Source organism: Bradyrhizobium manausense, from assembly GCF_001440035.1.
Classification (GTDB): Bacteria; Pseudomonadota; Alphaproteobacteria; order Rhizobiales; family Xanthobacteraceae; genus Bradyrhizobium; species Bradyrhizobium manausense.
The window spans coordinates 20444-45373 of record NZ_LJYG01000044.1; the positions used below are offsets into that span (position 1 = coordinate 20444).

A 24930-nucleotide genomic window follows, 5' to 3' on the forward strand; every position below is an offset into this window, starting at 1 on the left:
CGCCTCAAGCTGCCTGATAGGCGGCGCTGCGCGCGGCCATCACGGCGTCAAAAGCCTCTCCCATGACTTCGGTCGATGGGGCAAGGCCCGTGAACAATTCGAACGCGTCGGCAGCCTGGTAGATCGCAAGCTCCCGCCCGGTCATGATCCGCGCCCCCTTGTCTCGCGCTGCGGCAAGCAGCGGCGTGATCAGCGGCGAATAGACAGCGTCGGCGACCCACAGGTTTTCGCGCAGCAGCGCCGGGGGGACCGGTGTGTCCCGGTTCGGCAGCATGCCGACCGGTGTGCCGTTGACGAGGCCAGTTGCGCCATCAAGCGCGTCCTCGACGCTTCGAGCGACCCGTGCGCCACCGTGACTGGCCAGCAGTGCGGCAAGCCTCTCGGCCCGCGACGGCTCGCTGTCGAAGATGCGCAGGTCAGTGACCTTGAGGCTCGCCAGCGCAAACGCGATGGCCTTGCCGACGCCGCCGGTGCCGATCACGGCCACTGCATTTCCGGAAGGCGACAGCAGCGGCTTGACCGCGCGTGCAAAGCCTGTGGTGTCGGTGTTGTGGCCGATCAGCCTGTTATTCTTGACCACGATGGTGTTGACCGCGGCCATCGTGGCTGCCGTCGATGCCAGCTCGTCGAGCAGCGGCACCACGGCTTCCTTGTAGGGGAAGGTGACGTTGACGCCGGCAAAGCCGAGCCGCCGCACGCCCTCGAGCATCATGCTCAGCCCGGTCGCATCCGCGCCGGCGACCTCGATGAGCTGGTAGTGGCCCCGCAGGCCCAGAGCCTCGGCGGCGCGCTCATGCATGGCGGGGGAGGCGGAATGAGTGATCGGCGCACCGATCAAGCCGGTCAGGAGTTTTTTGGAGGCAACGGAGCCGCGGCTGGACATGATTCAGTATCGTCTCTCGATGGTCCTTGATCGTCCCTCGATTGTTCCTTGATCGTTTCTTGATCATTTCTTGGGGCGCGCGTCGATGTCAGGCCATTAGCCGGGAAAACCGCGCAATTCCAAGAGGGACGATAGTCAATCCCCTGCCTAGCACAATTACCCTTTCGTCCCGCAAACCTAACATAATGTTAGTTCTTCCGCACGCGCCCGAGCGCGGCCTTGCCGTTGCTGCGTGCTGGCTCGACTGCGCGCATCTCGGCGCGCAGTGATTCGATGAAATATTCGACATGGAGCGACAGCGGCGCGCCGCGCTTCACGGCGATATAGGTGTCGAATTGCGTCGGCTCGGCGATCTTGATGAGCTCGACGCCGGGATAGCCGCCATGAGCAACCGTGAACTGGTCGATGATGGCGATGCCGAGCCCCGCCTTCACCAGCGCGCAGACCGTGGTGCCGAAGCGCGCACGGATAGTGATGTTATAGTCGAGCCGGTGGCGCGCAAAGATCTCGGCCATGATCCGGCCATAGGGATCGTTGGGATCGATGCCGATCAGCGGATAGCGGGTGATCTCGGCGGCCGACACCTGCTTGCGGCGGGCGAGCTCGTGGCCGGGCGGCACGACGCAATAGAGCTCGCCCGAGGCGAGTGGCAGGAAGTCGAGCCCGGAATGCTCCAATCGGTAGCTCATCGCCACGCATTCGCCGCGGCCGAGCAGCAGATAGTCGATGGCTTCTTCGATCTTGAGGATGTTGATGTCGATGCCGAGATCCGGATACCGGCGCCGGACGCGCTCGATGGCGCGCGGCACCATCACCTGCGAGATGCTCGGCACCGAGCCGATCCGCAGTTCCGACAAGCCGCCGCGGCCGATCTTGGAGATGATCTCGGAGAGGTCGTCGACCTTCTTGTAGACACCGTTGATCTGCTCGAAAATGTTCTCGGCTTCCGGCGTCGGGAAATAGCGGCCGTTCTGACGCTGGAAGAAGCGGATGCCGAGCGAGCGCTCGGTGTATTTGACCAGCCGGCTGATCCCCGGCGCGGACACGTTCAGCAGCTTTGCCGCGCCGCCAATGGTGCCCGTCACCATCACGGCACGGATCACTTCAACCTGGCGCAGCGTCATCATGGTCTTGGCATCCGAAAGACGATCGTGGCGGCGATCATCTCACGAGAGCCATGGCGTCATCCAGCGGCAAGTGTCCGACGGTGTGGATTGAGGAAGCCGCTCGTGTCCCGGTCGCGCTGCAACGCGTCTAGCGTTGCGGCGCAGAGCCGGGACCCGGAAAGCCGGAGGGGGCATTGCGAATGGATGGGCCCCGGCTCTGCAGCGCATCGTCGAAGAGACGCTGCGCCGCGTCCGGGGCACGGGCCTCGACCAGGTTCATCAACCTTCTCCATAGGGAAAAAAGGGAAAGCAATTTCCCGGCTAGATTGTCCTGGCTCAAATCAACGCGCTCAAATCGAAGGGCGTCGTCGCGCAATCCGTTGCCGCCGAGGTCGTTTGCTGCGGCTTCGTCCTAGCTGGCCGGTTGCTCCGGCGACACGCTGCCGGCGCGTTCCGTGCGTTCGCTTTGCAGCACGGCTCGCGCGAACTCGATGATCTTCTGCTTGTTCGCCGTGTCGCGCACGGCGAAAAACACGCGGTTCAATTCGAGGCCGAGCACGCTGTTGAGGGCGATGTTCTCGTCTTCCATCGTGGCTTTCCCGCTCTAGACACCTTAGGTGTAACTATACGTCACTTCCTCCACAAGTAGATTAAATCTTCGATGGCAAGGCCACACCGGGGAATTACGGACGCGGCGAATTGAGGCCGCCCCCAAAGACGTGTTATACGGAGACGCGAGGGCAGGGAACGCATCGATGTCCGCCGTTGACTATGGCCGCGAGGCGCTGGACTTCATCGAAGGGCTGGGAGCCTATGGCAGGGTTCCGGATGCCATGAATGCGCTGGAAACGGCGTTCGGTCGCTTCGGCTTCGAGACCATTATCGTGACCGGATTGCCGAATCCCGATCAGCGGTTCGCGCAGATGGTGCTCGCCAAGCGCTGGCCCGCAGGCTGGTTCAGTCTTTACACGCAACACAATTACGACCGCGTCGATCCCGTGGTGCGCCTGTGCCGGCAATCGCTCAACCCGTTCGAGTGGTCGGAAGCGCCGTATGATGCCGAACTCGAACCGAACGCGGCAGAGGTGATGAACCGCGCTACCGATTTCCGGATGTCGCGCGGCTTCATCGTGCCCATCCACGGGCTCACCGGCTATGAGGCCGCGGTGTCGCTCGGCGGCGTTCATCTCGATCTGAATTCGCGCAGCAAGCCGGCTCTGCATCTGATGGCGATGTACGGCTTCGACCACATTCGCCGTCTGCTCGATCCTGTGCCGAGTCGATCGGCGCGCCTGACCCCGCGTGAGCGCGAGGTGATCGCCTGGGCGTCGCAGGGCAAGTCGGCGTGGGAGATCGGTGAGATTCTCAACATCACGCAGCGCACCGCCGAGGAGCATCTTGCAACCGCTGCACGCAAGCTGGGGGCCGTCAACCGTACGCACGCGGTTGCGCTCGCCATTCGCCACAAAATCATCAATCCCTAAACGACGTACTGGGAAATTTCCCAATATCGACTCTGCGCCTTTTCGCGGAGGCTACCTCCATTGAGGCTGGATGGGGGTTTTCATGATTCACGCAATTTCCGCGATCAATCGCCACCTCTACGAAGACGTACTCGAGCAGCATTTCCGGCTGCGCCACGACATATTCGTCGAGGAACGACACTGGGAGACGCTGCGCAGGCCTGATGGCCGCGAGATCGATTCCTATGACAACGAGGACACCGTCTATTTGCTCGCGCTGGAGGGGCGCCGCGTCGTCGGCGGCCATCGGCTCTATCCGACCACCAAGCCTTCAATGATGAGCGAGGTGTTTCCGCATCTGGCGGCCGTGCGCGGCTGGCCCGAGGATCCGCTGGTCTGGGAATGGTCGCGCTATTTCGTCGTTCGCGATCGCCGCGATGGCGCGCTCAATCTGCAACTGATGGCGGCGGTGCAGGAGTTCTGTCTCGATCAGGGAATCGCGCGTGTCAGCGCGATCATGGAGACCTGGTGGCTGCCGCGTTTCCACGAGACCGGCTTCGTCGTAACGCCGCTCGGCCTGCCCGCGCTGGTGGAGAATGCCTGGACCATGGCGGCGACCATCGAGATGCGCCAGGAGACGCTCGATGCCCTGCATGATCGCATCGGCATGGCCTCGGTCGTCCGTCACGACGGACCGCGTCTCGACTGCATCGCCCATGCCAACATTTGCGGCCGCACCGCCGCGCAACGAAAGAGCGCCTGAGATGTCGAACATGATGCGAGAGAGCCAAACCATGGCGCAAACCAAGGACGAGAATCTCAGCTACATGTCCGACATGGCGCTCGAACTCGCGCACATGGCTGAAGATTCGGGGTTGGCGACGCTGGCCTATTTGTTCCGGATGGCGGCGCTGGAAGCCTCGACGGCCAATAGCGAACTGAACGTGCCCGACGATCTCCCCAGCCAGGTCACGTCGCACTAGAATCCGGACCCGAAGGGCCGCGTTAGCGCAAAATGTGAAGCGGTATTCCCTCGCGACATCAGCGGAACAGGTTTGCGCGGAGATCATGCTCAAACAAAGAGCTAAAGCGCGATGACGATTCAACCCAATCTCATCGCGCTTTAGACGTCCTCCCTCGTTCCGACCTCCCCTCACGCCCTCTCCACGGAAACCAGGGGGGAGGGTTATCGTTTGGGTGCGGCAGGCTGCCCTATCCTGCGCGGCAGCCTTATTGCCGGGCCGATTGGGGTCGCATGCACCGGCATGCAACAAAGTGCATGTCCGGCGCGGAATCGCTCTTGCCTCGGAACGATACTGCCATTACCCCTTTTTTCGGCCTTGTAGAGGGAGGGGGAGCTCTTTCACTGATGGCGACTGTGTTCGAACATCGGCGCGCGTCTGCATGCGCCTGAAAGAGTGTTGATGCTGCTCGTCGTCGAACAGTTCCTGAACGGATTGCAGTTCGGCCTGCTGCTGTTCCTGCTCGCCGCCGGCCTGACGCTGGTGTTCGGGATCATGGATCTCGTCAACCTCGCGCACGGCTCGCTCTACATGATGGGCGCCTATTTCGCCGCGACCTTCGCGGCCTGGACCGGCAGCTTCCTGCTTGGCGCGCTGCTGGCGCTCGGGGCCACGCTGGTGCTCGGCATTGTGCTCGAAGTGAGCGCGCTGCGGCATCTCTACGGGCGCGACCATCTCGACCATGTGCTCGCGACCTTCGGCCTGATCCTGTTCTTCAACGAGGCCGTGCGCTTGATCTGGGGACCGGCCGGCCTGGCGTTACCACTGCCGGCCTGGCTCACCGTGCCGGTGCCGATCCTGCCCGGCATTCACTATCCGGCTTACCGCCTCGCCATCATCATTGTCGCGCTGCTGGTGGCGCTGCTGCTCTATCTCGGCGTGATGCGCACCCGCATCGGCATGCTGATACGCGCCGGCGCCTCCAACCGCGAGATGATCGGCGCGCTCGGCATCAACATCAAGTTGCTCTACACGCTGGTGTTCGGTCTCGGCGCCGCGCTCGCCGGCCTCGCCGGCCTGATGCAGGCGCCGATCCTCACCGTGCAGATCGGCATGGGCGAGAACATCCTGATCCTCGCCTTCGTCATCATCGTGATCGGCGGCATCGGCTCGATTCGCGGCGCGTTCCTCGCTGCGATCTTCGTCGGCATGATCGACACGCTCGGCCGTGCCTTCTTGCCCAATCTGCTGCGGCAGGTTTTGAGCGGCGCCGCAGCCTCGACCGCCGCGCCTGCGCTGTCCTCCATGCTGATCTATCTCCTGATGGCGATCGTGCTGGTGGTGCGGCCGGAGGGGCTGTTTCCAGCCCACCGTCGATGAAGGGTTTGAGCGTGAGCAAGGCCGTCACGGCCCTGATGCTGGCAGGCCTCGTGCTGCTGCCACTCTATTCCTACCTGTCCGGCAACATCTTCATCCTGACGCTGTTCACGCGCATCGTCATCCTGGCGCTGGCGGCCGCGAGCCTCAACCTTATCATGGGCTTTGGCGGCATGATGAGCTTCGGTCACGCCGCCTATCTCGGCATCGGCGGCTATGCCGTCGGGATGCTTGCCCAGGAAGGTGTTGGAAGCGGCTTCATCCAGTTTCCGGTCGCGCTAGCGGCCTCCGCGATCTACGCGCTGGTGATCGGTGCGCTCTCGCTTCGCACCCGCGGCGTCTATTTCATCATGATCACGCTGGCCTTCGCGCAGATGGCCTATTACGTCGCCTCGGGGCTGGCGCGCTACGGCGGCGACGATGGCCTCACCGTCTACAAGCGCAGCGATTTCTCCGGCCTGATCAACCTGTCGAACCGCACGCAGTTCTATTACCTCTGTCTCGCCTGCCTGTTCGGCGTGATCTTCCTGATCTGGCGCATCGTCAATTCACGCTTCGGTCTCGTCGTGCAGGGCCTGCGCTCCAACGAACAGCGCATGCAGGCGATCGGCTTTCCGGCCAAACGTTACCAGCTGGTCTGCTTCGTCATATCGGGGACGATGTGCGGCCTCGCCGGCGCGCTGCTCGCCAACAACACCGATTTCGTCAGCCCGGCCGTGATGTACTGGACCCGGTCCGGCGATCTCATGGTGATGGTGATCCTTGGCGGCATGGGCACGCTGTTCGGCCCCGTCATGGGCGCGGTGGTCTATCTGCTGCTGGAAGAGTTCCTGTCGCAGATCACCGAATATTGGGCGCTGATCATGGGCCCGCTGCTGCTATTGATCGTGCTGTTCGGCCGCGGCGGCATCATGGGCCTGCTCGGGAGGATCGGCCGTGGCTGAACCGCTGCTCCGCGTCGAAAAGCTGGTGCGCCGCTTCGGCGGCATCGTTGCGACCGATCACGTCTCGCTCGATGTCGCGGCGGGCGAGCTGCACGCCATCATCGGCCCGAACGGTGCCGGCAAGACCACGCTGATCAGCCAGCTCACCGGGCATCTCGCACCGCATGCCGGCAGCGTTTCGCTTGCGGGTCGCGACATCACCTATCTGCCGGCCTATCGTCGCTGCGCGCTGGGACTCGCACGCTCGTTCCAGATCACCTCGCTGCTGCTCGACTTCACCGCTGCCGACAATGTCGCGCTCGCCGCGCAGGCGCATGCCGGCACCTCGTTCCGTTTCTTCGCCAATGCCCGCAAGGAGAAAGCCCTGCGCGATGCCGCGCATGCCGCGCTCGACCGCGTTGGCCTCGCCCACCGCGCCGATGTCCTGGTGTCGAAGCTCAGCCATGGCGAGCGGCGCCAGATCGAGCTTGCGGTTGCGCTCGCCAGCAAGCCGAAATTGCTGCTGCTCGACGAGCCGATGGCCGGACTTGGCGTCACCGAATCCCAGGGCATGGTGAGGCTGCTCCAGGAGCTGCGCAAAGAAGTCTCGATCGTGCTGGTCGAGCACGACATGCCGGCGGTGTTCGCGCTCGCCGACCGCATTTCGGTGCTGGTCTATGGCCGCGTCATCGCCTCCGGCGATCCCGACGCGATCCGCGCCAATGAAGACGTCAAGCGCGCCTATCTCGGTGAGGCGCATGTGGTGACGCGCCATGGCTGAAGAAACGATGGCTGACACACTTCTTGACGTCGACGGCATCGAGACCTGTTACGGCCTCAGCCAGGTGCTGTTCGGCCTGTCGCTCTCGATCAAGTCAGGCGAGATGGTCTCGCTCATGGGCCGCAACGGCATGGGCAAGACCACCACCATTCGTTCCATCATGGGGTTGACGCCGGCGCGATCAGGCGCGATCCGCTTTGCGGGCACTGACGTGCGGACTCAGCCGTCCTATCGGATCGCCAAGCTCGGCGTCGGGCTGGTCCCCGAGGGACGCCAGATCTTCCCGAACCTTACCGTCCGCGAAAATCTGGTCGCGGCCGCGGCTGATCGCTTTGGCAGCGCCAACCCCTGGACGCTCGCCGCGATCTACGTCCTGTTCCCGCGCCTTGCCGAGCGCGCCAGCAATATGGGTAACCAGCTCTCCGGCGGTGAGCAGCAGATGCTGGCCATCGGCCGTGCGCTGATGACCAACCCAAAGCTCCTGATCCTGGACGAAGCGACCGAAGGACTCGCGCCCCTGATCCGTGACGAGATCTGGAATTGCCTGTCGATGCTGAAGAGCCGGGGCCAGTCGATCCTGGTCGTCGACAAGAACGTCGACCACCTCGCCCGCATCTGCGACCGCCATTACATCATCGAACGCGGCAAGACGGTGTGGAGCGGCACGTCGGACCAGCTGATGGCCGAGCCGGATTTGCAGCACAAGTATTTGGGAATTTGAGGTGAGGGGCGCGACGCTGGAGCGCCTCCTTCGGCCTCGTCCTGGCGGAAGCCAGGACCCATACCGCGTGATCTATCAATCGCCCGCGGTATCAGTCTCGAACGACCAGTCTTCGTCAAAGCTCGTCTTGGGGTAATGCGTCCTGGCTTTCGCCAGCACGACATTGGCTCTTACCAATAAATCCCATGCCGGTGCAACTCGCGGATCACGCGCGCTTCAGTGGACGGCTCTCGGTGCTTCGGCTTGGTTTCGGCAATCGGCCGTGAAGCCGTGGCGGCTGGCGTGGTCGCGGTTTGCGAGGGTGCGGCTGGCGGCGGGGGAGCCGGTGTCGTCGTCGCCGTCTGTACATTCGTCGCCGTCGGAGCCTGTGTGGCCTGCGGCGGAGCGGTCGTTGCCGGCTGTTCGGTCACCGGGCTCGCATTGGTCGCTGCCAGGCTCAGGCTCCGCGAACCGCCGGCATAAGCCTGGCTCGCTAACAGCGACAGTGTCGCAATCAGGACCAGCTTGCGCATGGAAATCCCCTTCATTTGGTCAATCCCTCTGACCTGGTTTCAGCGCCGTCAGCGGGCCAGGCGGTGCGTGCCGATCTCGATCAGGGTGGTCCGGCAGGACAGGCGATAGATCAGACTGATCAATTGACTCAACATGATCGAACTCCATTGTTGATCATGGGAGCCGAGGATAGACCTCGCACTTTTCCAGGGGTTTTCGCGGCGCCTGGAAAACGGCTTCGTTGGCGCGCGGAGTGATGTCGTCGGAACGACCGGGATGAAGTCGCCTCACAGAGCCGTGAGGCGATTCTGCCTCAAAACATCTCGAAATATTCGCGGTGCTCCCAGTCGGTCACCTCGGCCAGGAAGCGGTCGATCTCGGCGTTCTTGATGTGGGTGTAATAGTCGACGAACTCGGCGCCGAGCTTCTCGCGGAAGAAGGGGTCGTCCTTCAGCGCCGAGACCGCATCGCGCAAGGACTTCGGCAGCAGCGGCGCCTTGGTCTCGTAGGGCGTGTCGGCGGACGGACCGGGATCGAGCTTGCGGTCGACCCCGTCGAGGCCTGCGAGGATCTGCGCGGCCATGTAGAGATAGGGATTGGCGGCGGGCTCGCCGACGCGGTTTTCCAGCCGCGTGGCGGCATCGCCAGGGCCGCCGAGCACGCGGATCATCACCCCGCGATTGTCGCGACCCCAGATCGCGCGGTCCGGCGCCAGCGAATAGGAGCGATAGCGCTTGTAGCCGTTGATCGTCGGCGTCGTGAACACGGTCGCGGCGCGGGCGTGATCGAGCAGCCCGCCGAGATAGTAGCGGCCGAACTCGCTGAGCGGCTGGCCGGCTTCCTTGGCCATGAACAGATTGTCGCCGCTCGCGCGCGAGACGATCGATTGATGCAGGTGCCAGCCGCTGGCGAACAGGTTCGGCAGTTTTGGCCGGCACATGAAGGTGGCGTGATAACCATGGCGGCGCGCGATCTGCTTCACGGCAGAGCGAAACAGCACCATGTTGTCGGCGGGTTCGAGCCCCTTCCTGGGTGCGAAGGTGAACTCGCACTGGCTCGGCCCGAATTCGACCTCGACGGAGCGCAAGGGCAGTCCGAGCGCGACGATGTCGCGTCGTAAAATCTCCAGTACCGGCTCCATCTGATCGAAACGCTGCTCGGTGAGGTACTGATAGCCGTGGGAGAGCAGGCTGACGGACGGCGGCGTACCCGGCTGGCCCGCGTCTTCCGCACGCATATGCGGATCATCGAGCTTGAAGATGTGGAATTCGACCTCGAGGCCCGCGACGAAATCGTGGCCGCCTCTGCCGAGCTCGTCGAGCACCCGCTTGTAGAGCCCGCGGGTTGCGAACGGCACCGGACGGCCGTCGTTGAAATAGAGGTCGCAGAGAACCCAGCCGGTGGTCGGAGCCCACGGCAAGACGCGAAACGTGGTGGGATCGGCGACCATCAGCACGTCGGCCGCTCCTTCCATCTCCTTCATGCCGAAGCCGCCGCCTGACGTGAACACCGGAAACACCGTGCGGTGGGACGTGTCCTTGGCGAGCATGGTGGTGGTGATCGAGCAGCCGCTTTCCAGCGACACGATCGCTTCAGTGGCGATGATGGTCTTGCCGCGCAAGATGCCGTGCTGGTCCGGGAAGGCGAGGCGGATGACTTCGAGGTTCCTCTCCTCGACGATGCGACGCATCCGCGCCGCGGCGTCCTTCTGCTCATCCGACCACAGCGCGTGACGCGCGATGAAAGTCACTTGGCCACTCCTCCGCTCGTGAGGCGCGAAGCATGCGCCACATTCTCCGTCATTGCGAGCGCAGCGAAGCAATCCAGAAATGCACCCGCGGTGACAAGCTGGATTGCTTCGCTGCGCTCGCAATGACGAGGATAGGCCGTCATTTTTATTCCGCCGCCGTCAGCCGCTGCACATTGTCCGCGATCTCCTTCGGCACCGGCGCGGCCCACGGCGCGCCGCGGCGGCGCTTGACGTCGATCTCCATCCAATAGGTCTCCCAGCCCCGCGTCGGGCCGATGCCGTCCATGGTCGCCGGGCCCTGGATGCTGCGCGCATTGGCCTCCTCCAGAAACAGCATTGGCTTCTCGCCGCCCGCAACCTTCTCGATCTCCTGCCGCAGCAGGCGGCGGTACTGCACGATCGCCTTGTCGCTCGAGCCGAGATGCTCCTTGGTGCGGTCCTGGATCGCACCCATCGACTCCACGGCCCATTGGTCGTGGACGTTGATGTCGCTGCCCATGCCGGTATAGGTCGCGGTCTGCTGCTCGTGCGGATCGAAACCGTAGTCGTTGCTGCGGTTCTTGCGCGAGACGTAGTCGGGCAGCTCGTAGAGCTCGAGACGCTGCTCGCGCATCTTCTGCTTGTCGATCGGGTTCGCATAGCTGGTGAAGATCGCGTACCAATAGCAGTTCTCGTCATCGACAGGCACGTGCCACTGCGTGATCGTCATCTCCGTGCTCATGGGAATGACGAAGCCGTGCGGAAAGAGCTGGTTGGTGACGCGCACATGGGTGCGCTCCTCGTCGATCTCGCGCAACGCGATCAGCCGCAATCCGTATTCGGTGTGCTCGACATTGATGATCGGGCGGTCGTATTCGCGCAGGATCTTTGTCATCGGCAGGTCGCTTCCCGCGGAAGCGCCGCGGAACTGCTTGCCGTAGGCCGTGGACGTGTCCTCGTCCTCGAAGAAGCGATGCAGATAGGAGGCGTGCGCGGGATCGATGCCGACCTCCAGCGCCTGCAGCCAGTTGCAGGCCATGTGGCCCTTGAATGCGAAGGTGTGCGTGCCGGGCGCGACGAAGCAGTCGATCTCCGGAAAAGCCGGCGGGGTGCCTTCGCCGAGATAGGCCCAGAGGATGCCGCTCTTCTCCACCACGGGATAGGAGCGCTGGCGGATGTTCTGGCAGAGCTTTGAATCTTTCGGCTCCGCTGGCGTCTCGATGCACTGGCCTGATGCGTCGAACAGCCAGCCATGGAAGGCGCAGCGCAGGCCGCCATGCTCGAGTCGTCCGAAGGCGAGGTCGGCGCCGCGATGGGCGCAGTGGCGATCGATCAGGCCGTAGCGTCCGGTCTCGTCGCGAAACAGCACCAGGTTCTCGCCGAGCAGTCGCACGCGGCGGATCGGCCGCGCACCGTCGAGCTCATCGACCAGGGCCGCCGGCTGCCAGTAGCTCCGCATCAGCTTGCCGCAAGGGTCCTTCGGACCGGTGCGGGTGATCAGGTCGTTCTGCTCCTGGCTCATCATGGCGGTCGCGTCCTTTTTCCGGAGGTGCGTTGTGTTCGCCTATTGAACGAATGGGCGAATTATGACATGCCTTGGATCGGCAGCAAGCACTATTTTGCAGATGAGCCCCAACCGATGCCCAAGCTGAAGCGGAGCGAGACTGACGAGCGTCCGACGGATTTCGTCGAAGCCCTCGATCGCGGCCTGCGCCTGCTGCAATGTTTCGGCGCCAATGCGGGTCCGATGACTCTGAGTGATCTCGCCCGTGTCGCCGAGCTGCCGCGCGCCACCGCGCGGCGCATGCTGTTCACGCTCCAGCGCGGCGGCTTTGTCAGCGGCGACGGAAAGCTGTTCTCGCTGACGCCGCATGTGTTGACCCTGGCGGCGTCGTACTTGCGCTCCAACCAGCTGGTCGCGGTGCTGCAACCGGTGCTCGACCGCGTCGCGACCGCGGCCAACGAAATCTCCTCGCTCGCGGTGCTCGATGGCGATGACGTCGTGTTCATCGCGCGCAGCAGCCCGGCGCGGATGTTTTCGGGTGGGCTGGAAATCGGCTACCGCCTGCCGGCGTTCTGCACCTCGGTCGGCCGCGCCATGCTCGGCCAGCGCGACGATGCAGATCTGCTGGTGCGCCTCAAGGCGATGAAGCGCGAAGCGCTGACGCCGCAGACACAGACCGATCCCAAGGCGCTGCTCGCACGCATCGCCGCGGATCGAGCCCAAGGCTATTCGCTGGTCGACCGCGAGGCCGAACCACATTTCCGCTCGATCTCGGTGCCGGTGCGCCGCTACGACGACGTCATCGTCGCCGCCATCAACATGGGCGCCCATGTCGATCGCGTGCCGGTGCAGGAGTTGATCGACCGCTTCCTGCCGCTGCTGCGCGAGGGCGCGGAGTCGGTGCGCACGCAATTGCTATAGTTGACGCCAATCCCACCCCCCCCGGCATCCGTGCTATAATGCGCTCCATCCAAGACCAGGGAGCACGCCATGCAACACACCATGGTTCCCAGTGATCGCGTGCAGCACGTCGCCGTCTATGGTTGTGACGGCACCAAGCTCGGCACCATCGAGCGGTTGATGCTCGACAAGGTGAGCGGAACGGTCGCCTATGCCGTGATCAAGACCGGCGGCCTGCTCGGCACGCATCACCATTATCCCTTGCAGTGGAGCGCACTGAAATATGATCCGGGCCGTCAGGCCTTCCAGGTCGATCTGACGCCGGAGCAATTGAGCAGCGGCCCCTGCGAGTTTGATGGCGAGGAGTTCGATTGGGGCGACCGCTCGCGGCCCTACCAGCATCCGAACTACTGGTCGATCTAAGTCGTGCTAGTCTTCGTAGCCCGGATGGAGCGCAGCGAAATCCGGGATCTCACGGCAGGCGAGACTTCCCGGATTGCGCTGCGCTCCATCCGGGCTACGGGGTCGCTAGCTGTTGCGCATCCAGTCGGCGAGGCCTGATATCGCCTTGTCGAGGTCCTGCCGCGCGGCGCTGTCCGTCACCGTCTCCTCCATCGCGCCGCGCATGCACAGCAGCCACGCATCGCGTTCGGCATCGCCGATGACAAAGCCGAGATGGCGCTGTCTCAGCCGCGGATGGCCTTTCTCGGGGGTGTAGAGCTTCGGGCCGCCGGTCCATTCGGTGAGATAGCGCTTCAGCACGTCCCGGATCGGGCCGAGATCGCTCGCATGCATGGCGCGGATGGTCTTCGCCTGCGCCAGCGTGTCCATGCGGTCGTAGAAGCGGTCGACGAGGGCGTTGATCGTGGCACTGCCGCCGATCCGCTCGAACATCGGGGTGGTGACGTCGGTGGAGGTCATTTCTACAGCGCCACGCTCCGCAGCCCGAAGCTGCGGGCTTCGTTCTGCAGCACCGGCCGGATCGCATCGATCAGCCGCGCAGCCGCGGCATCGACGGAAAGGCCTGCGGTATCGACCACCGCCGTCGCGCGCGCATAGAGCGGCTCGCGGCTGAGCAGGATGTTGCGCAGCTCGGCCATGGCGGAGCGATCGTCCGCCATCGGGCGCAGATCGCCCTGGCGGCGTACGCGCGCCATGTGCTCTTCGGGCTCGGCCTTCAGCCAGATGGTGTAGAACGAGGTCAGGATCTGGTCGAAGGTCAAAGGCTCGGAGACGATGCCGCCGCCGGTCGCCAGCACCATCAGCTCGTTGCGCGCGAGCAGCTGCTGCAACGCCGCCTGCTCCATGCGTCTAAAACCTTCCTGGCCATAGAGCGCGATGATCTCGGCAACCGAGAGGCCGTTCTGCTGCTCGACCTCCTTGTTGAGCTCGACAAAGCTCCAGCCGATCTTCTTCGCCAGCATGCGTCCGAGCGTCGATTTTCCGGCGCCGCGCAGGCCAATCAGCGCGATACCGCAAAACGGCGCGCGGCGCGGCGCTGACGCACTGCCTCCCGCGAGCAGATCCTTGGCTTGCGCAATCTGGCCAGGGGTCGCCTTGCGCAAGAGGTCGCGAAACATCTGCCAGTCCGGCGTCGGATCGGCACTGGGAAGCAGATCTTCGAGATGCGCGCCCATCGCGTCAGAGACGCGGCGGAGCAGCACGATCGAGACATTGCCCTTGCCGCTCTCGAGCTGCGCGATGTAGCGCTCCGAAATTCCTGATACCTTGGCGAGCACTTTTCGCGACATGCCGCGCAGCGCGCGCATGGTGCGCACGCGCTGGCCGAGCTGTTCGAGAAAGCGGGATTCGGCGTCGGGACTGTCGGTCATGAGCCTTCTTTACAGGTGTCCTGCGGCGCGTTTTAATGAAACATAGTGCCAGATAGCATTGACAGCAAGCCGGCGCAGTGTCTTTCTATGAATTATAATTCAAAATTCGGGGGAGGCGACCGTGAGCGAGGGATCCTACAACGCGGTGACCTGGCTACTCGACCGTAACGTCGAGGAAGGCAGGGGCAACAAGCTCGCCTTCGACGATACCGTTTCGCAGCTCACCTACGGCGAGCTCCAGCAGCAGACCCGCCGCGCCGCCAACATGCTGCGCCGGCTCGGCGTCCGCCGCGAGGAGCGCGTGGCGATGATCATGCTGGATACGGTCGATTTCCCGATCGTGTTCCTGGGCGCGATCCGCGCCGGCATCGTGCCGGTGCCGCTGAATACGCTGCTGACCGCGGATCAATATGCCTACATCCTCGCCGATTGCCGCGCCCGCGTGCTGGTCGTCTCGGAGGCGCTCTATCCCGTCATCAAGGACGTGGTCGGCCGCATGCCTGATCTCGAGCATGTCGTCGTCTCCGGCGCCAAGCAGAACGGCCACAAGCAACTTGCGGAAGAGATCGCAGGGGAGAGCGATCAGTTCACCACCGTTGCGACGCATCCGGACGAGCCCGCGTTCTGGCTCTATTCGTCCGGCTCGACCGGCATGCCCAAGGGCGTGCGCCACATCCACTCAAATTTGCAGGCGACGGCGGATACCTACGCCAAGCAGGTGCTCGGCATCCGCGAGAGCGACGTCTGCCTGTCCGCGGCAAAACTGTTTTTCGCCTATGGCCTCGGCAATGCGCTGACCTTCCCGATGTCGGTCGGCGCAAGCGTGATCCTCAACAGCGAGCGTCCGACGCCGGCGCGCATGTTCGACTTGATGAACCGCTACAACCCTTCGATCTTCTACGGCGTGCCGACGCTGTTTGCTGCGATGTTGAACGACGAGGCGATGAAGAGCGAGCGGGGCGGCAAGTCCTTGCGCATCTGCACCTCCGCCGGCGAGGCGCTGCCGGAATCCGTCGGCAACAGTTGGAAGTCTCGTTTCGGCGTCGACATTCTCGACGGTGTCGGCTCGACCGAGCTCTTGCACATCTTCCTGTCGAACGCGCCCGGCGACATCAAGTACGGCTCTTCAGGCAAGCCGGTGCCGGGTTACGCAGTGCGGCTGGTCAACGAGGCCGGCCAGGATGTCGCCGACGGCGAAGTCGGCGAACTCCTGGTCGATGCGCCCTCGGCCGGCGAGGGCTACTGGAACCAGCGCCACAAGAGCCGGCGCACATTTGAAGGCCCGTGGACACGTACCGGCGACAAATATGTTCGCGACGCCGAGGGCCGCTACACTTTCTGCGGTCGCGCCGACGACATGTTCAAGGTCTCCGGCATCTGGGTCTCGCCTTTCGAGGTCGAGAGCGCCCTGATCACGCATCCGGCCGTGCTGGAGGCCGCCGTCGTGCCCGAGGCCGATCCGGAAGGCCTGTTGAAGCCGAAGGCCTTCGTCGTGCTGCGCCCGGGTGCGAAGACGAGCGACTTGCAGGAGATGCTGAAGGAGCACGTCAAGCAGAAGATCGGCCCGTGGAAATATCCGCGCTGGATCGACGTGGTGGACTCGCTGCCGAAGACCGCGACGGGGAAGATCCAGCGATTCAAGCTGCGGGAAGGGGCGAATTGATTGGCTCCGTCATTCCGGGGCGCGCGAAGCGCGAACCCGGAATCCCGAGCCACAGGCTACAATCCCGGGATTCCGGATCAACTCGCTCTGCGAGTGGTCCGGAATGACGGAATGGATGGAAACGACTGCATGACCAACCTCACACCCACCGGCTTCCTCAGCATCGGCAGCGCCAGCCTCGAATACGTCTGGCTGGCGCCGAAGGCCTCCGACGCGCCCACCATCGTCATGCTGCACGAAGGGCTCGGCTCCGTCGGCCTTTGGGGTGACTTCCCCCAGAAGCTTCAGCAGGCCACCGGCGCTGGCATCTTCGCCTATTCGCGCGCGGGCTATGGCCAGTCGTCTCCGGTCGCGCTGCCACGTCCGCTCGACTACATGCAGCGCGAGGCGCTGGACGTGCTGCCGAAGCTGCTCGACATGATCGGCTTCAGGCGCGGCCTCCTGCTCGGCCATTCCGATGGTGCCTCCATCGCCACCATCTATGCCGGTTCACATCAGGATCATCGCCTGCAAGGCATCGCACTGATCGCGCCGCACTTCATCGTCGAGGACATCTCGATCAAATCCATCGCCGCGATCAAGACGACGTATGAGACCACGGACCTCAGGTCGAAGCTCGCGCGCTGGCACAAGGACGTCGACAACGCCTTCTACGGCTGGAACGGTGCCTGGCTCGATCCGAAATTCCGCGACTGGGACATCTCGGACTATCTGGCCTACATCCGCGTGCCGGTCATGGTGGTGCAAGGCGCCGATGACCAATACGGGACGCTGCGCCAGGTCGAGATCGCCCAGGAGGAGTGTTACTGCCCGGTCGACCTGAAAATCATTCCGGGTGCCGGGCATTCGCCGCATCGTGAAGCGCCGGGGGTGACGCTGGAGGCGATCGAGCAATTCGCAAAGGCCGCCCTGCGCGATGATCGCGGGCTTCAAGCGGCATGATCCCCGGGGGGGCCTTTGCGAATTGTCGTCAGGATGAAGCAAAATGCATATATGGCCCAGATTCGGGCTGGACGTATGAAGGAAGATGCACTATTGTGCATCTAACGCTAAAACCACGACGAGCTCAAGGGTGGCCCATGGCCGGGGAAGAACGGCGCCTCGCAGGCGGCGCGACATTCATCGATTTCCAGACCGAACCGTCCCGCTACAAGCATTGGAAGCTGGCGGTCGAGGGTGACGTGGCGACGCTCATCATGGATGTCGACGAGAACGGCGGCCTCTTCGAGGGCTATTTGCTCAAGCTCAATTCCTACGATCTCGGCGTCGACATCGAGCTCGCCGACGCCGTGCAGCGGCTGCGCTTCGAGCATCCCGAGGTGAAGGTCGTGGTGATGCGCTCGGCCAAGAACCGCGTGTTCTGCGCCGGCGCCAACATTCGCATGCTCGCGGGCTCGACCCATGCCCACAAGGTGAACTTCTGCAAGTTCACCAACGAAACCCGCAACGGCATGGAAGATTCCTCCGAGAATTCCGGCCAGCGCTTCATCACCGTGGTGAACGGCTCGGCCGCCGGCGGCGGCTATGAGCTGGCGCTCGCGACCGACCACATCATCCTCGCCGACGACGGCGCCTCGGCCGTGGCGCTGCCCGAGGTGCCGCTGCTCGCGGTGCTGCCGGGCACCGGCGGCCTCACCCGCGTCGTCGACAAGCGCAAGGTGCGCCGCGACCACGCCGATTTCTTCTGCACCATCGAGGAAGGCGTGAAGGGCAAGCGCGCCGTGCAATGGCGCCTCGTCGACGAGATCGCGCCGAACTCCAAGCTCGAGGCCAGAATCGCCGAGCGTGCCAAGGAGTTTGCGGCGGCCTCGAAGCGCGCCGGCAGCGGCAAGGGCATCGTGCTGACGCCGCTCAAGCGCGTGATCGACGAGACCAGCATTCGATATGGCTTTGTCACGGTCGACATCGACCGCGCCGCGCGCATCGCCACCATCTCGATCAAGGCGCCGGAAGCCGCGCCGCCTGGCGACATCGACGGCATGATGGCGCAGGGCGCCTCGTTCTGGCCTTTGCAAGTCGCGCGCGAGCTCGACGATGCCATCCTGCATTTGCGCATCAACGAGCTCGAGACCGCGATGCTCGTGTTCAAGAGCCACGGCGACCGTGCCCATGTGCTCGCGTCCGACGCCTTCCTCGAAGCCAACAAGGCGCACTGGCTGGTCAACGAGATCAGGCACTACTGGAAGCGCGTGCTCAAGCGCGTCGACGTCACCTCGCGCACGCTGGTGACGCTGGTCGAGCCGGGGTCCTGCTTTGCCGGCACGCTCGCCGAGCTCGTCTTCGCCGCCGACCGCTCCTACATGCTGATCGGCACGCGCCAGGGCGACAATCAGCCGCCGCCGTCGATCGAATTGTCGGCGATGAATTTCGGTCCCTATCCGATGAGCCACGGCCTGACGCGGCTGGAGTCGCGCTTCCAGGCTGATCCGGCTGACGTCGAGCGCGCCGAAGCCACGCTCGGCACTGCGCTTGACGCCGAGCAGGCCGAAGAGCTCGGTCTCGTCACCTTCGCGCTCGACGACATCGACTGGGACGACGAGGTCCGCGTGTTCCTGGAGGAGCGCGCCAGCTTCTCGCCCGACAGCCTCACCGGCATGGAAGCCAACCTGCGCTTCGTCGGTCCCGAGACCATGGAATCAAAGATATTCGCCCGCCTCACCGCCTGGCAGAACTGGATCTTCCAGCGCCCCAACGCCGTCGGCGAGGAAGGCGCGCTGCGCCGCTACGGCAGCGGCCAGAAGCCGAAATTCGATATGACGCGGGTTTAAGGAGAGCACGGCCATGAACATGAACATCATGAACGTCGACTACTCGACCAAGATTCCGAACAACGTCAATCTCGCCGAAGACCGCCAGGTGCTGAAGGCGCTGGAAGGCTGGCATCCCGGCTACATGGATTGGTGGAGCGACATGGGGCCGGAAGGTTTCCAGGAATCGCTGGTCTATTTGCGCACCGCCTATTCGGTCGATCCGCGCGGCTGGGCCAAGTTCGATTACGTCCGCATGCCCGAATATCGCTGGGGCATTCTCCTTGCTCCCCAGGAAGAAAATCGCGTCGTCCCGTTCGGCGAGCATTATGGTGAGCCGGCCTGGCAGGAAGTCCCGGGCGAGCATCGCGCCATGCTGCGCCGCCTGATCGTGATCCAGGGCGACACCGAGCCGGCCTCGGTCGAGCAGCAGCGCCATCTCGGCAAGACCGCGCCCTCGCTCTACGACATGCGCAATCTATTCCAGGTCAACGTCGAGGAAGGCCGCCATCTCTGGGCGATGGTCTATCTGCTGCAGAAATATTTTGGCCGCGACGGACGTGAAGAAGCTGACGATTTGCTCCGCCGGCGTTCCGGCGATGCCGATGCGCCGCGCATGCTCGGTGCCTTCAACGAGGCGACGCCGGACTGGCTGTCGTTCTTCATGTTCACCTATTTCACCGACCGCGACGGCAAGATGCAGCTGCATTCGCTGGCGCAATCGGGCTTCGATCCCTTGTCGCGCACCTGCCGCTTCATGCTCACGGAGGAAGCGCACCACATGTTCGTCGGCGAGACCGGCATCACCCGCGTCGTGCAGCGCACCTGCGATGCGATGAAGGCGGCCGGCATCACCGACCCGACCGACATCGCGAAGGTCCGCGCGCTGGGCGTCATTGATCTTCCGACCATCCAGAAGAAGCTGAACCTGCACTACACGCTGTCGCTCGACCTGTTCGGTTCGGAAGTCTCGACCAACGCGGCCAACGCCTTCAACGCCGGCATCAAGGGCCGCTACCACGAGACCCAGATCGACGACGATCATCAGCTGAAGAATTCGACCTATCCGGTGCTGAAGCTCATCAACGGCGAGATCAAGCTGGTCGACGAGCCGGCGCTGACCGCGCTCAACATGCGCCTGCGCGACGATTACAGCCAGGATTGCGTCAAGGGCATGCTGCGCTGGAACAAGGTGATCTCGACCGCCGGCTACGATTTCAAGCTGACGCTGCCGAACGTCGCCTTCCACCGCCATATCGGCGAGTTCAAGGACGTGCACGCGACGCCCGACGGCATCCTGATCGACGATGCCACCTGGGCCAAGCGCAAGGACGATTGGCTGCCCTCGACCAGCGACGGCGACTTCATCACCTCCTTGATGCAGCCCGTCACCGAAACCGGCAAGTTCGCCTCCTGGATCTCGCCGCCGAAGGTCGGCATCGACAACAAGCCGGGCGATTTCGAGTACGTGAAGATCGAGTCGTAAACGTCAGGAGCGAACGCTCGCGCCAAAAACTCCGCTGTGTCCCGGCGAAGGCCGGGACCCATAACCACAGGGCATGGTTTGGCGAAGATTGGTCGTTCGGTACACCTGCCGATCGCTAGCGATAGATTCCGCGGTATGGGTCCCGGCCTTCGCCGGGACGACACCAGGACCTTGACACGTCTGCGTCCTCTACCCAGCGATCTCCAGCCCGGCATTCGCATACACCACGCCGCCATCGACCGCGATGGTGTTGCCGACCACGTAATCCCCCGCACGCGAAGCGAGATAGATCGCAACGCCCGCCATGTCCTCGTCGGTGCCGATGCGCCGCGATGGAATGCGCTTGGCCACTTCGTCCGCATGATCGCGCGCGGCGCGGTTCATGTCGGACTTGAACGCGCCCGGCGCGATCGCGGTGACGTTGATGTTGTCCTTGATCAGCTTCGTTGCCATGCGCCGCGTCAGGTGGATCACGGCGGCCTTGCTCGCGGCATAGGAATAGGTCTCGCTGGGATTGACGAAGATGCCGTCGACCGAGGCGATGTTGATCACCTTCGCCGGGCGCTCGCGCGAGGCCGCCGCGCGCAACGGCATGGCCAAAGCCTTGGTCAGGAAGAACAGCGACTTGACGTTGAGGTCCATCACCTTGTCCCAGCCGCTCTCGGGGAATTCGTCGAATTCCGCGCCCCAGGCCGCGCCGGCATTGTTGACGAGGATGTCGAGCTTCGGCTCCAGCTTGATGATTTCGCCGGCGAGCTTGTTGCAGCCTTCGACGGTCGAGATGTCGATCGGCAGCGCGATGCAATCCCCATTATATTGCGCCGAGAGCTCTTTCGCGGTGGCTTCGCAGGGCCCGGCCTTGCGCGCGGTGATGTAGACCTTCGCAGCGCCGGCACCGAGGAATCCCGCCGCGATCATCTTGCCGATGCCGCGTGAGCCGCCGGTGACCAGTGCGATACGGCCTTTGAGCGAAAACAGATCGTTGGACATGACACCTCCCTTGAGTTGGCGACGTTTTGAGCGTCGCGGCGAGGGGAGTCAAGGAACGGTGGAGTGTAGTGCGTCAGCCGTTCAGCCAACTCAGTGTCGTCCCGGCCTAGTGCACAATTGCGCACGGGGGCCGGGACCCATAGCCGCAGGGAGGTGTTTGGCGAAGGCTGGTCGTTCGGGATTAGTATCAACCGCAATCGAAAAATCACGCGGTATGGGTCCCGGCTTTCGCCGGGACGACGGTCAGGCCGCCGCAAACCGGCGAAAACCGTTCCACATCGCGGTCGCGGCGCCAGAGGTCAGCACCGGCAGGATGCGCGCGTCCTGGTAATTTCCGTTGAGCGAAACGCGCGGCAATGCGGTCATGTGATCGGCGTTCTCGGCGAACAGCATGCCGGGTCGTGTTGTCACCGCGGTCGTGAAGCCGGCCGATGCGGCCAACGCGAATTCGCGCGTCCCCGCCGCTTCGCGGTCACCATAGGGGTAGGCGAGGTGCCGCACCTCCCGCTCCAGCGCATGCTCGATCCGCGCGCGGCTCACCGCCATCTCCTGCGTGGCGGCCTCCTCGCTTTGCTTGGCGAGATTGCAATGGCTGATGGTGTGCGCACCGATCGTGACAAGCGGATCGGCCGCGAGCCGCTTCACCTCGCCCCAGGACAGGCAGAGGTCTCGGCACAGCGCTTCCATGTCGACACCGTGCGCGATGCAGAGCGCCTCGATCTCGCGCTTCAGATCGTATTCGCCCGGCAGCGCGCGCAGCCAGTCGTGCAGGCGATCGAACGTCGCCTGCTTGGCGGCCGGCGAGCTTGCATCGAGCCGCAGCCCGGATTGACCGATTGTGACGTCGACCTGTTCGGCCTTGGCGATGACGGCTTCCAGCGCGGTCCACCACAGCCGTCCCATGCCTTCGGCGAAGTCGCTGGTGACATAGACGGTCGCGGGCGCATCAAATTCGCGCAGCACCGGCAGGGCATGATCCCGGTTGTCGCGATAGCCGTCGTCGAAGGTGAAGGCGGCGAAGCGGCGCTCGAACCGGCCCTGAACCAGCCGTTCGTGCAGCTCGTCCATGCTGACGATGTCGATCTCGCGCGAGCGCAAATGGCACAGGGTCGCGCGCAGGAAGTCGGGGGTCACCTCGAGATGCCGGTTCGGCTGAAACGCGCCCTCACGGGCCGGCCGAACATGGTGCAGCATGAAAATGGCGCCGACGCCCGACAGCAGCGGACGCAGCAGGTGATGCGCGCCGCTGAAATAGAGTGCTCCCAGCCCGGCGCGAATGACGTTGTTACGCAGTTGTTTCATGACCGGCTGGCCGACCCCTGGGCATTCCGCCCCCAATGTAGGGAACCACCCTTGAAGAAAAAGTTATTCCAATTGTTTCACGGGTGACCCCGGAAACGGCCCCATTTCCGGTTTGACAGCCTGCCAAGGGTTTGTTTTGTCTCCGGTTCCAGAGTTCGGGTCGTCGAATGCATATGCTTTTCAGGTGGGCCAGCAAGTGGTGGCCGGGGCTGATTCCCCTGGCCGTCATGTGGGGATTTGCGGCCTGGAATAACACCTTGCCAGTCGAGGCCGACCTGTCGGCCCGCAGCTCGGCCGCGCTCAAGGATACCGTCCTGGACAAGACCCGAATCGCGGTGGACGGCCGTGACGTCCGCTTGGCCGCGGACGCTTTCTCCGAGGAGGGGCGCCGCGATGCCGTGACCACGGTCGAGACGGTTCCCGGCGTTCGGCTGGTCGACGACCAGACCCGCCTTGTTCCCGAAGCAAAACCCTTCGTCTGGACCGCCGAGCGCGACGTCGTGCGGGTGACCCTGTCGGGCTCCGCGCCGCTGCCGTCGATGAAGGCGCGCCTCACCGAGGCCGCGCGAAAAGAGGTCAATGGCGGCGAGGTCGCCGATCAGATGGGTCTCGCCCGCGGCGCGCCTGCGCGTTTCGAGGCGGCGGCGATGTTGCTGATCGACCAGATCGGCAAGCTGAAGGACGGCAAGATCACGATCTCCGACACCAAGATCAATCTGTCGGGCATGGCGCGTGACCTCGGCGGACGCGAGGCCATCGCCGCCGCGCTGAAGAACCTGCCTGAGGGCTTTTCGATCGCGTCCAACGAGATCAAGGCGCCGCCTTATATCTTCCAGGCCTACAAGGATCCGGTCGCCGCCACCGTGACGCTGACCGGCTACGTGCCCGACAACGCCGTGCACGCCGCGATCGCAAATAGCGCCTCGCGGAAATTCTTCACCGAGAAGGTGGTCGACAATCTCAAGGCCAGCATCGGCGCGCCTGCTTCGTTCAACACCGCGGTGATCGCAGCACTCGGTGCGCTGTCGCGGCTGTCGACCGGCACCCTCGTGGTCTCGGATCGCGAGGTGAAGCTGTCGGGTGACGCGCTGTACGAAGGCGCGGCCAACGACATCCGCGCCGGCCTCGGCAAGGATTTTCCAAAGGCCTGGCAGTACAAGCCCGAAATCACGGTGAAGCCCGCGGCAGGGCCGGTCGACGGCACCGTCTGCCAGCAATTGTTCTCGGAGCTGCTGGCCAAGGGCAAGATCCGGTTCGAGCCCAAGCGTGCCGATATCGATCCTGACTCCGCGGGCGTCCTCGATCATCTGATCGAAACGGCATTGCGCTGCCCCACCACCAATATCGAGGTCGCCGGCCACACCGATGCCGATGGCGAGGACTCGTTCAACCAGGCGCTCTCGGAGAAGCGCGCGCAGGCGGTGATCGACTATCTGGTCAAGGCCGGGCTGCCCGCGGACCGTTTCACCGCGGTCGGCTATGGCAGCACGCAGCCTGTCGCCGGCAACGACACCGACGACGGCAAGGCGCAGAACCGCCGCATCGAATTTCTGGTGAGGTGATCATGCCCTATCTCGTCTCGTTCCATATGGGCTGGCTGATCGGCTCGGTGCTGCTGGGCTTCTGCATGGGCTGGATCTCGGTGGTCCAGCGCGGCAACGGCACCTCGAAGGTGACGGCGCGCTGGCTCGCTGTGCTCGTCGCGGGCCTGGTCGCGGCCTCGTTCGCGCACGCGGTGCCGGGCCGCTTCGGCTATTGGCTCGACCTCGGCCTCGTCATGTTCGCCTGCTATCTCGGTGGCTGCACCATCGGCGCCTGGCTGCGCTATTGGGTGGTCTCGCGCAGCCAGCCTGCGGCCTGATCCGTGCTCCAAAAATGCAGTAACTCACGGACCGGCAGGGAGATTGCCGCAGCAACAGGTTAGTGCTTGACATCAATACGTACGTACGTATTATTTCACGCATGCCTAAGCCATCGCTCAAAGACGCCATCCTCGACGCCGGCCTCAAGGTCATGTTCCGGACCGGCTATCACGGCACCAGCGTGCGCGACGTCACCGCTGCGGCGGG

Annotated in this window: 27 protein-coding genes; 16 read left to right on the forward strand and 11 right to left on the reverse strand. The window is 63.9% G+C overall.

The window, feature by feature from the left end:
* Window positions 1-4 precede the first annotated feature (4 nt).
* The 4 genes from AOQ71_RS09725 to AOQ71_RS46260 all read right to left on the reverse strand — a co-directional run bounded on the left by AOQ71_RS09725 (window position 5) and on the right by AOQ71_RS46260 (window position 2578).
* Window positions 5-883 carry a shikimate dehydrogenase gene (locus AOQ71_RS09725; protein ID WP_057745091.1) on the reverse strand — a complete coding sequence of 293 codons (879 nt, stop codon included), beginning with the start codon at window positions 881-883 and terminating at the stop codon, window positions 5-7.
* 188 nt (window positions 884-1071) lie between these two features.
* Complete coding sequence (locus AOQ71_RS09730; protein ID WP_057745094.1) at window positions 1072-2010, reverse strand: LysR family transcriptional regulator; 939 nt, start codon at window positions 2008-2010, stop codon at window positions 1072-1074.
* 127 nt (window positions 2011-2137) lie between these two features.
* Window positions 2138-2269: a hypothetical protein gene (locus AOQ71_RS49675; protein ID WP_271598650.1), complete on the reverse strand. Its 132-nt coding sequence runs from the start codon at window positions 2267-2269 to the stop codon at window positions 2138-2140.
* A gap of 132 nt (window positions 2270-2401) precedes the next feature.
* Complete coding sequence (locus AOQ71_RS46260) at window positions 2402-2578, reverse strand: hypothetical protein (RefSeq protein WP_083514093.1); 177 nt, start codon at window positions 2576-2578, stop codon at window positions 2402-2404.
* A gap of 166 nt (window positions 2579-2744) precedes the next feature.
* Here AOQ71_RS46260 and AOQ71_RS09735 point away from each other — a divergent pair, with 166 nt between their 5' ends.
* The 7 genes from AOQ71_RS09735 (at window position 2745) to AOQ71_RS09765 (ending at window position 8216) form a co-directional block, all read left to right on the forward strand.
* Window positions 2745-3473, forward strand: coding sequence for a helix-turn-helix transcriptional regulator (locus tag AOQ71_RS09735; protein ID WP_057745097.1), 729 nt, complete (start codon window positions 2745-2747; stop codon window positions 3471-3473).
* Window positions 3474-3555: 82 nt separating this feature from the next.
* Complete coding sequence (locus AOQ71_RS09740; RefSeq protein ID WP_057745100.1) at window positions 3556-4215, forward strand: acyl-homoserine-lactone synthase; 660 nt, start codon at window positions 3556-3558, stop codon at window positions 4213-4215.
* Window position 4216: 1 nt separating this feature from the next.
* A complete protein-coding gene (locus AOQ71_RS09745; RefSeq protein WP_057745103.1) occupies window positions 4217-4435 on the forward strand; it encodes a hypothetical protein in 219 nt (72 codons plus the stop codon).
* A 441-nt stretch (window positions 4436-4876) separates the two neighbouring features.
* Window positions 4877-5794: a branched-chain amino acid ABC transporter permease gene (locus AOQ71_RS09750; protein ID WP_057745106.1), complete on the forward strand. Its 918-nt coding sequence runs from the start codon at window positions 4877-4879 to the stop codon at window positions 5792-5794.
* A complete protein-coding gene (locus AOQ71_RS09755) occupies window positions 5791-6735 on the forward strand; it encodes a branched-chain amino acid ABC transporter permease (RefSeq protein WP_057745109.1) in 945 nt (314 codons plus the stop codon). The genes AOQ71_RS09750 and AOQ71_RS09755 overlap by 4 nt, the downstream gene beginning before the upstream one ends.
* A complete protein-coding gene (locus tag AOQ71_RS09760; protein WP_057745112.1) occupies window positions 6728-7495 on the forward strand; it encodes an ABC transporter ATP-binding protein in 768 nt (255 codons plus the stop codon). The genes AOQ71_RS09755 and AOQ71_RS09760 overlap by 8 nt, the downstream gene beginning before the upstream one ends.
* Window positions 7496-7502: 7 nt before the next feature.
* Window positions 7503-8216: an ABC transporter ATP-binding protein gene (locus tag AOQ71_RS09765; protein WP_083514104.1), complete on the forward strand. Its 714-nt coding sequence runs from the start codon at window positions 7503-7505 to the stop codon at window positions 8214-8216.
* Between the two features lie 170 nt (window positions 8217-8386).
* Here AOQ71_RS09765 and AOQ71_RS09770 read toward each other — a convergent pair whose 3' ends face one another.
* The 3 genes from AOQ71_RS09770 to AOQ71_RS09780 form a co-directional block, all read right to left on the reverse strand.
* Entirely contained in the window at window positions 8387-8743 is a 357-nt protein-coding gene (locus tag AOQ71_RS09770) for a hypothetical protein (protein ID WP_347336692.1), read from the reverse strand.
* Window positions 8744-9021: 278 nt separating this feature from the next.
* Entirely contained in the window at window positions 9022-10458 is a 1437-nt protein-coding gene (locus AOQ71_RS09775) for a glutamine synthetase family protein (protein WP_057745121.1), read from the reverse strand.
* Window positions 10459-10603: 145 nt separating this feature from the next.
* The gene (locus AOQ71_RS09780) at window positions 10604-11962 is read right to left on the reverse strand and encodes an aromatic ring-hydroxylating dioxygenase subunit alpha (RefSeq protein WP_057745124.1); all 1359 of its coding nucleotides are present in this window, start codon (window positions 11960-11962) and stop codon (window positions 10604-10606) included.
* A 114-nt stretch (window positions 11963-12076) separates the two neighbouring features.
* Here AOQ71_RS09780 and AOQ71_RS09785 point away from each other — a divergent pair, with 114 nt between their 5' ends.
* A complete protein-coding gene (locus tag AOQ71_RS09785) occupies window positions 12077-12862 on the forward strand; it encodes an IclR family transcriptional regulator domain-containing protein (protein ID WP_057745427.1) in 786 nt (261 codons plus the stop codon).
* 69 nt (window positions 12863-12931) lie between these two features.
* Window positions 12932-13264, forward strand: a complete 333-nt coding sequence (locus AOQ71_RS09790) for a PRC-barrel domain-containing protein (protein WP_057745130.1) — start codon at window positions 12932-12934, stop codon at window positions 13262-13264.
* A gap of 105 nt (window positions 13265-13369) precedes the next feature.
* Here the strand turns inward: AOQ71_RS09790 and AOQ71_RS09795 are convergent, their stop codons facing one another.
* Both AOQ71_RS09795 and AOQ71_RS09800 read right to left on the reverse strand, forming a co-directional pair.
* The gene (locus tag AOQ71_RS09795) at window positions 13370-13762 is read right to left on the reverse strand and encodes a group II truncated hemoglobin (protein ID WP_057745134.1); all 393 of its coding nucleotides are present in this window, start codon (window positions 13760-13762) and stop codon (window positions 13370-13372) included.
* A 2-nt stretch (window positions 13763-13764) separates the two neighbouring features.
* Window positions 13765-14673 (reverse strand): helix-turn-helix transcriptional regulator, encoded by a 909-nt coding sequence (locus tag AOQ71_RS09800; RefSeq protein ID WP_057745136.1) that lies wholly within the window; start codon window positions 14671-14673, stop codon window positions 13765-13767.
* Between the two features lie 121 nt (window positions 14674-14794).
* Between AOQ71_RS09800 and AOQ71_RS09805 the strand changes: the two genes are divergently transcribed.
* From AOQ71_RS09805 to boxB, 4 genes are all read left to right on the forward strand, one after another.
* Window positions 14795-16336 carry a benzoate-CoA ligase family protein gene (locus AOQ71_RS09805; protein ID WP_057745140.1) on the forward strand — a complete coding sequence of 514 codons (1542 nt, stop codon included), beginning with the start codon at window positions 14795-14797 and terminating at the stop codon, window positions 16334-16336.
* 129 nt (window positions 16337-16465) lie between these two features.
* Window positions 16466-17278: an alpha/beta fold hydrolase gene (locus tag AOQ71_RS09810; protein WP_205668213.1), complete on the forward strand. Its 813-nt coding sequence runs from the start codon at window positions 16466-16468 to the stop codon at window positions 17276-17278.
* A 137-nt stretch (window positions 17279-17415) separates the two neighbouring features.
* Window positions 17416-19104, forward strand: coding sequence for a 2,3-epoxybenzoyl-CoA dihydrolase (gene boxC, locus AOQ71_RS09815; RefSeq protein ID WP_057745150.1), 1689 nt, complete (start codon window positions 17416-17418; stop codon window positions 19102-19104).
* 13 nt (window positions 19105-19117) lie between these two features.
* Window positions 19118-20569 (forward strand): benzoyl-CoA 2,3-epoxidase subunit BoxB, encoded by a 1452-nt coding sequence (boxB, locus tag AOQ71_RS09820; protein ID WP_057745154.1) that lies wholly within the window; start codon window positions 19118-19120, stop codon window positions 20567-20569.
* Between the two features lie 189 nt (window positions 20570-20758).
* On the opposite strand, the gene AOQ71_RS09825 is transcribed toward boxB, so the two are convergent.
* Together AOQ71_RS09825 and AOQ71_RS09830 are read right to left on the reverse strand one after the other, a co-directional pair.
* Window positions 20759-21559 (reverse strand): SDR family oxidoreductase, encoded by an 801-nt coding sequence (locus AOQ71_RS09825; RefSeq protein WP_057745155.1) that lies wholly within the window; start codon window positions 21557-21559, stop codon window positions 20759-20761.
* 243 nt (window positions 21560-21802) lie between these two features.
* On the reverse strand, window positions 21803-22861 hold the full coding sequence (locus AOQ71_RS09830; RefSeq protein ID WP_057745158.1) for a polysaccharide deacetylase family protein: 1059 nt from the start codon (window positions 22859-22861) through the stop codon (window positions 21803-21805).
* A 167-nt stretch (window positions 22862-23028) separates the two neighbouring features.
* Between AOQ71_RS09830 and AOQ71_RS09835 the strand changes: the two genes are divergently transcribed.
* The 3 genes from AOQ71_RS09835 to AOQ71_RS47575 all read left to right on the forward strand — a co-directional run.
* A complete protein-coding gene (locus AOQ71_RS09835; protein ID WP_057745161.1) occupies window positions 23029-24423 on the forward strand; it encodes an OmpA family protein in 1395 nt (464 codons plus the stop codon).
* Between the two features lie 2 nt (window positions 24424-24425).
* Window positions 24426-24722, forward strand: a complete 297-nt coding sequence (locus tag AOQ71_RS09840) for a hypothetical protein (protein WP_057745164.1) — start codon at window positions 24426-24428, stop codon at window positions 24720-24722.
* Between the two features lie 101 nt (window positions 24723-24823).
* Window positions 24824-24930, forward strand: a 107-nt coding sequence (locus AOQ71_RS47575; protein ID WP_245316830.1) for a TetR family transcriptional regulator, incomplete at its 3' end; no start/stop codon positions are given.

Bases quoted from the DNA above. Each gene is read 5' to 3' on its own strand.
- AOQ71_RS09725 (WP_057745091.1), bottom strand. From the start codon at position 883: ATGTCCAGCCGCGGCTCCGTTGCCTCCAAAAAACTCCTGACCGGCTTG.
- AOQ71_RS09730 (WP_057745094.1), bottom strand. From the start codon at position 2,010: ATGATGACGCTGCGCCAGGTTGAAGTGATCCGTGCCGTGATGGTGACG.
- AOQ71_RS49675 (WP_271598650.1), bottom strand. From the start codon at position 2,269: ATGAACCTGGTCGAGGCCCGTGCCCCGGACGCGGCGCAGCGTCTCTTC.
- AOQ71_RS46260 (WP_083514093.1), bottom strand. From the start codon at position 2,578: ATGGAAGACGAGAACATCGCCCTCAACAGCGTGCTCGGCCTCGAATTG.
- AOQ71_RS09735 (WP_057745097.1), top strand. From the start codon at position 2,745: ATGTCCGCCGTTGACTATGGCCGCGAGGCGCTGGACTTCATCGAAGGG.
- AOQ71_RS09740 (WP_057745100.1), top strand. From the start codon at position 3,556: ATGATTCACGCAATTTCCGCGATCAATCGCCACCTCTACGAAGACGTA.
- AOQ71_RS09745 (WP_057745103.1), top strand. From the start codon at position 4,217: ATGTCGAACATGATGCGAGAGAGCCAAACCATGGCGCAAACCAAGGAC.
- AOQ71_RS09750 (WP_057745106.1), top strand. From the start codon at position 4,877: ATGCTGCTCGTCGTCGAACAGTTCCTGAACGGATTGCAGTTCGGCCTG.
- AOQ71_RS09755 (WP_057745109.1), top strand. From the start codon at position 5,791: ATGAAGGGTTTGAGCGTGAGCAAGGCCGTCACGGCCCTGATGCTGGCA.
- AOQ71_RS09765 (WP_083514104.1), top strand. From the start codon at position 7,503: ATGGCTGACACACTTCTTGACGTCGACGGCATCGAGACCTGTTACGGC.
- AOQ71_RS09770 (WP_347336692.1), bottom strand. From the start codon at position 8,743: ATGAAGGGGATTTCCATGCGCAAGCTGGTCCTGATTGCGACACTGTCG.
- AOQ71_RS09780 (WP_057745124.1), bottom strand. From the start codon at position 11,962: ATGATGAGCCAGGAGCAGAACGACCTGATCACCCGCACCGGTCCGAAG.
- AOQ71_RS09785 (WP_057745427.1), top strand. From the start codon at position 12,077: ATGCCCAAGCTGAAGCGGAGCGAGACTGACGAGCGTCCGACGGATTTC.
- AOQ71_RS09790 (WP_057745130.1), top strand. From the start codon at position 12,932: ATGCAACACACCATGGTTCCCAGTGATCGCGTGCAGCACGTCGCCGTC.
- AOQ71_RS09795 (WP_057745134.1), bottom strand. From the start codon at position 13,762: ATGACCTCCACCGACGTCACCACCCCGATGTTCGAGCGGATCGGCGGC.
- AOQ71_RS09800 (WP_057745136.1), bottom strand. From the start codon at position 14,673: ATGACCGACAGTCCCGACGCCGAATCCCGCTTTCTCGAACAGCTCGGC.
- AOQ71_RS09810 (WP_205668213.1), top strand. From the start codon at position 16,466: ATGACCAACCTCACACCCACCGGCTTCCTCAGCATCGGCAGCGCCAGC.
- boxC (WP_057745150.1), top strand. From the start codon at position 17,416: ATGGCCGGGGAAGAACGGCGCCTCGCAGGCGGCGCGACATTCATCGAT.
- boxB (WP_057745154.1), top strand. From the start codon at position 19,118: ATGAACATGAACATCATGAACGTCGACTACTCGACCAAGATTCCGAAC.
- AOQ71_RS09825 (WP_057745155.1), bottom strand. From the start codon at position 21,559: ATGTCCAACGATCTGTTTTCGCTCAAAGGCCGTATCGCACTGGTCACC.
- AOQ71_RS09830 (WP_057745158.1), bottom strand. From the start codon at position 22,861: ATGAAACAACTGCGTAACAACGTCATTCGCGCCGGGCTGGGAGCACTC.
- AOQ71_RS09835 (WP_057745161.1), top strand. From the start codon at position 23,029: ATGCATATGCTTTTCAGGTGGGCCAGCAAGTGGTGGCCGGGGCTGATT.
- AOQ71_RS09840 (WP_057745164.1), top strand. From the start codon at position 24,426: ATGCCCTATCTCGTCTCGTTCCATATGGGCTGGCTGATCGGCTCGGTG.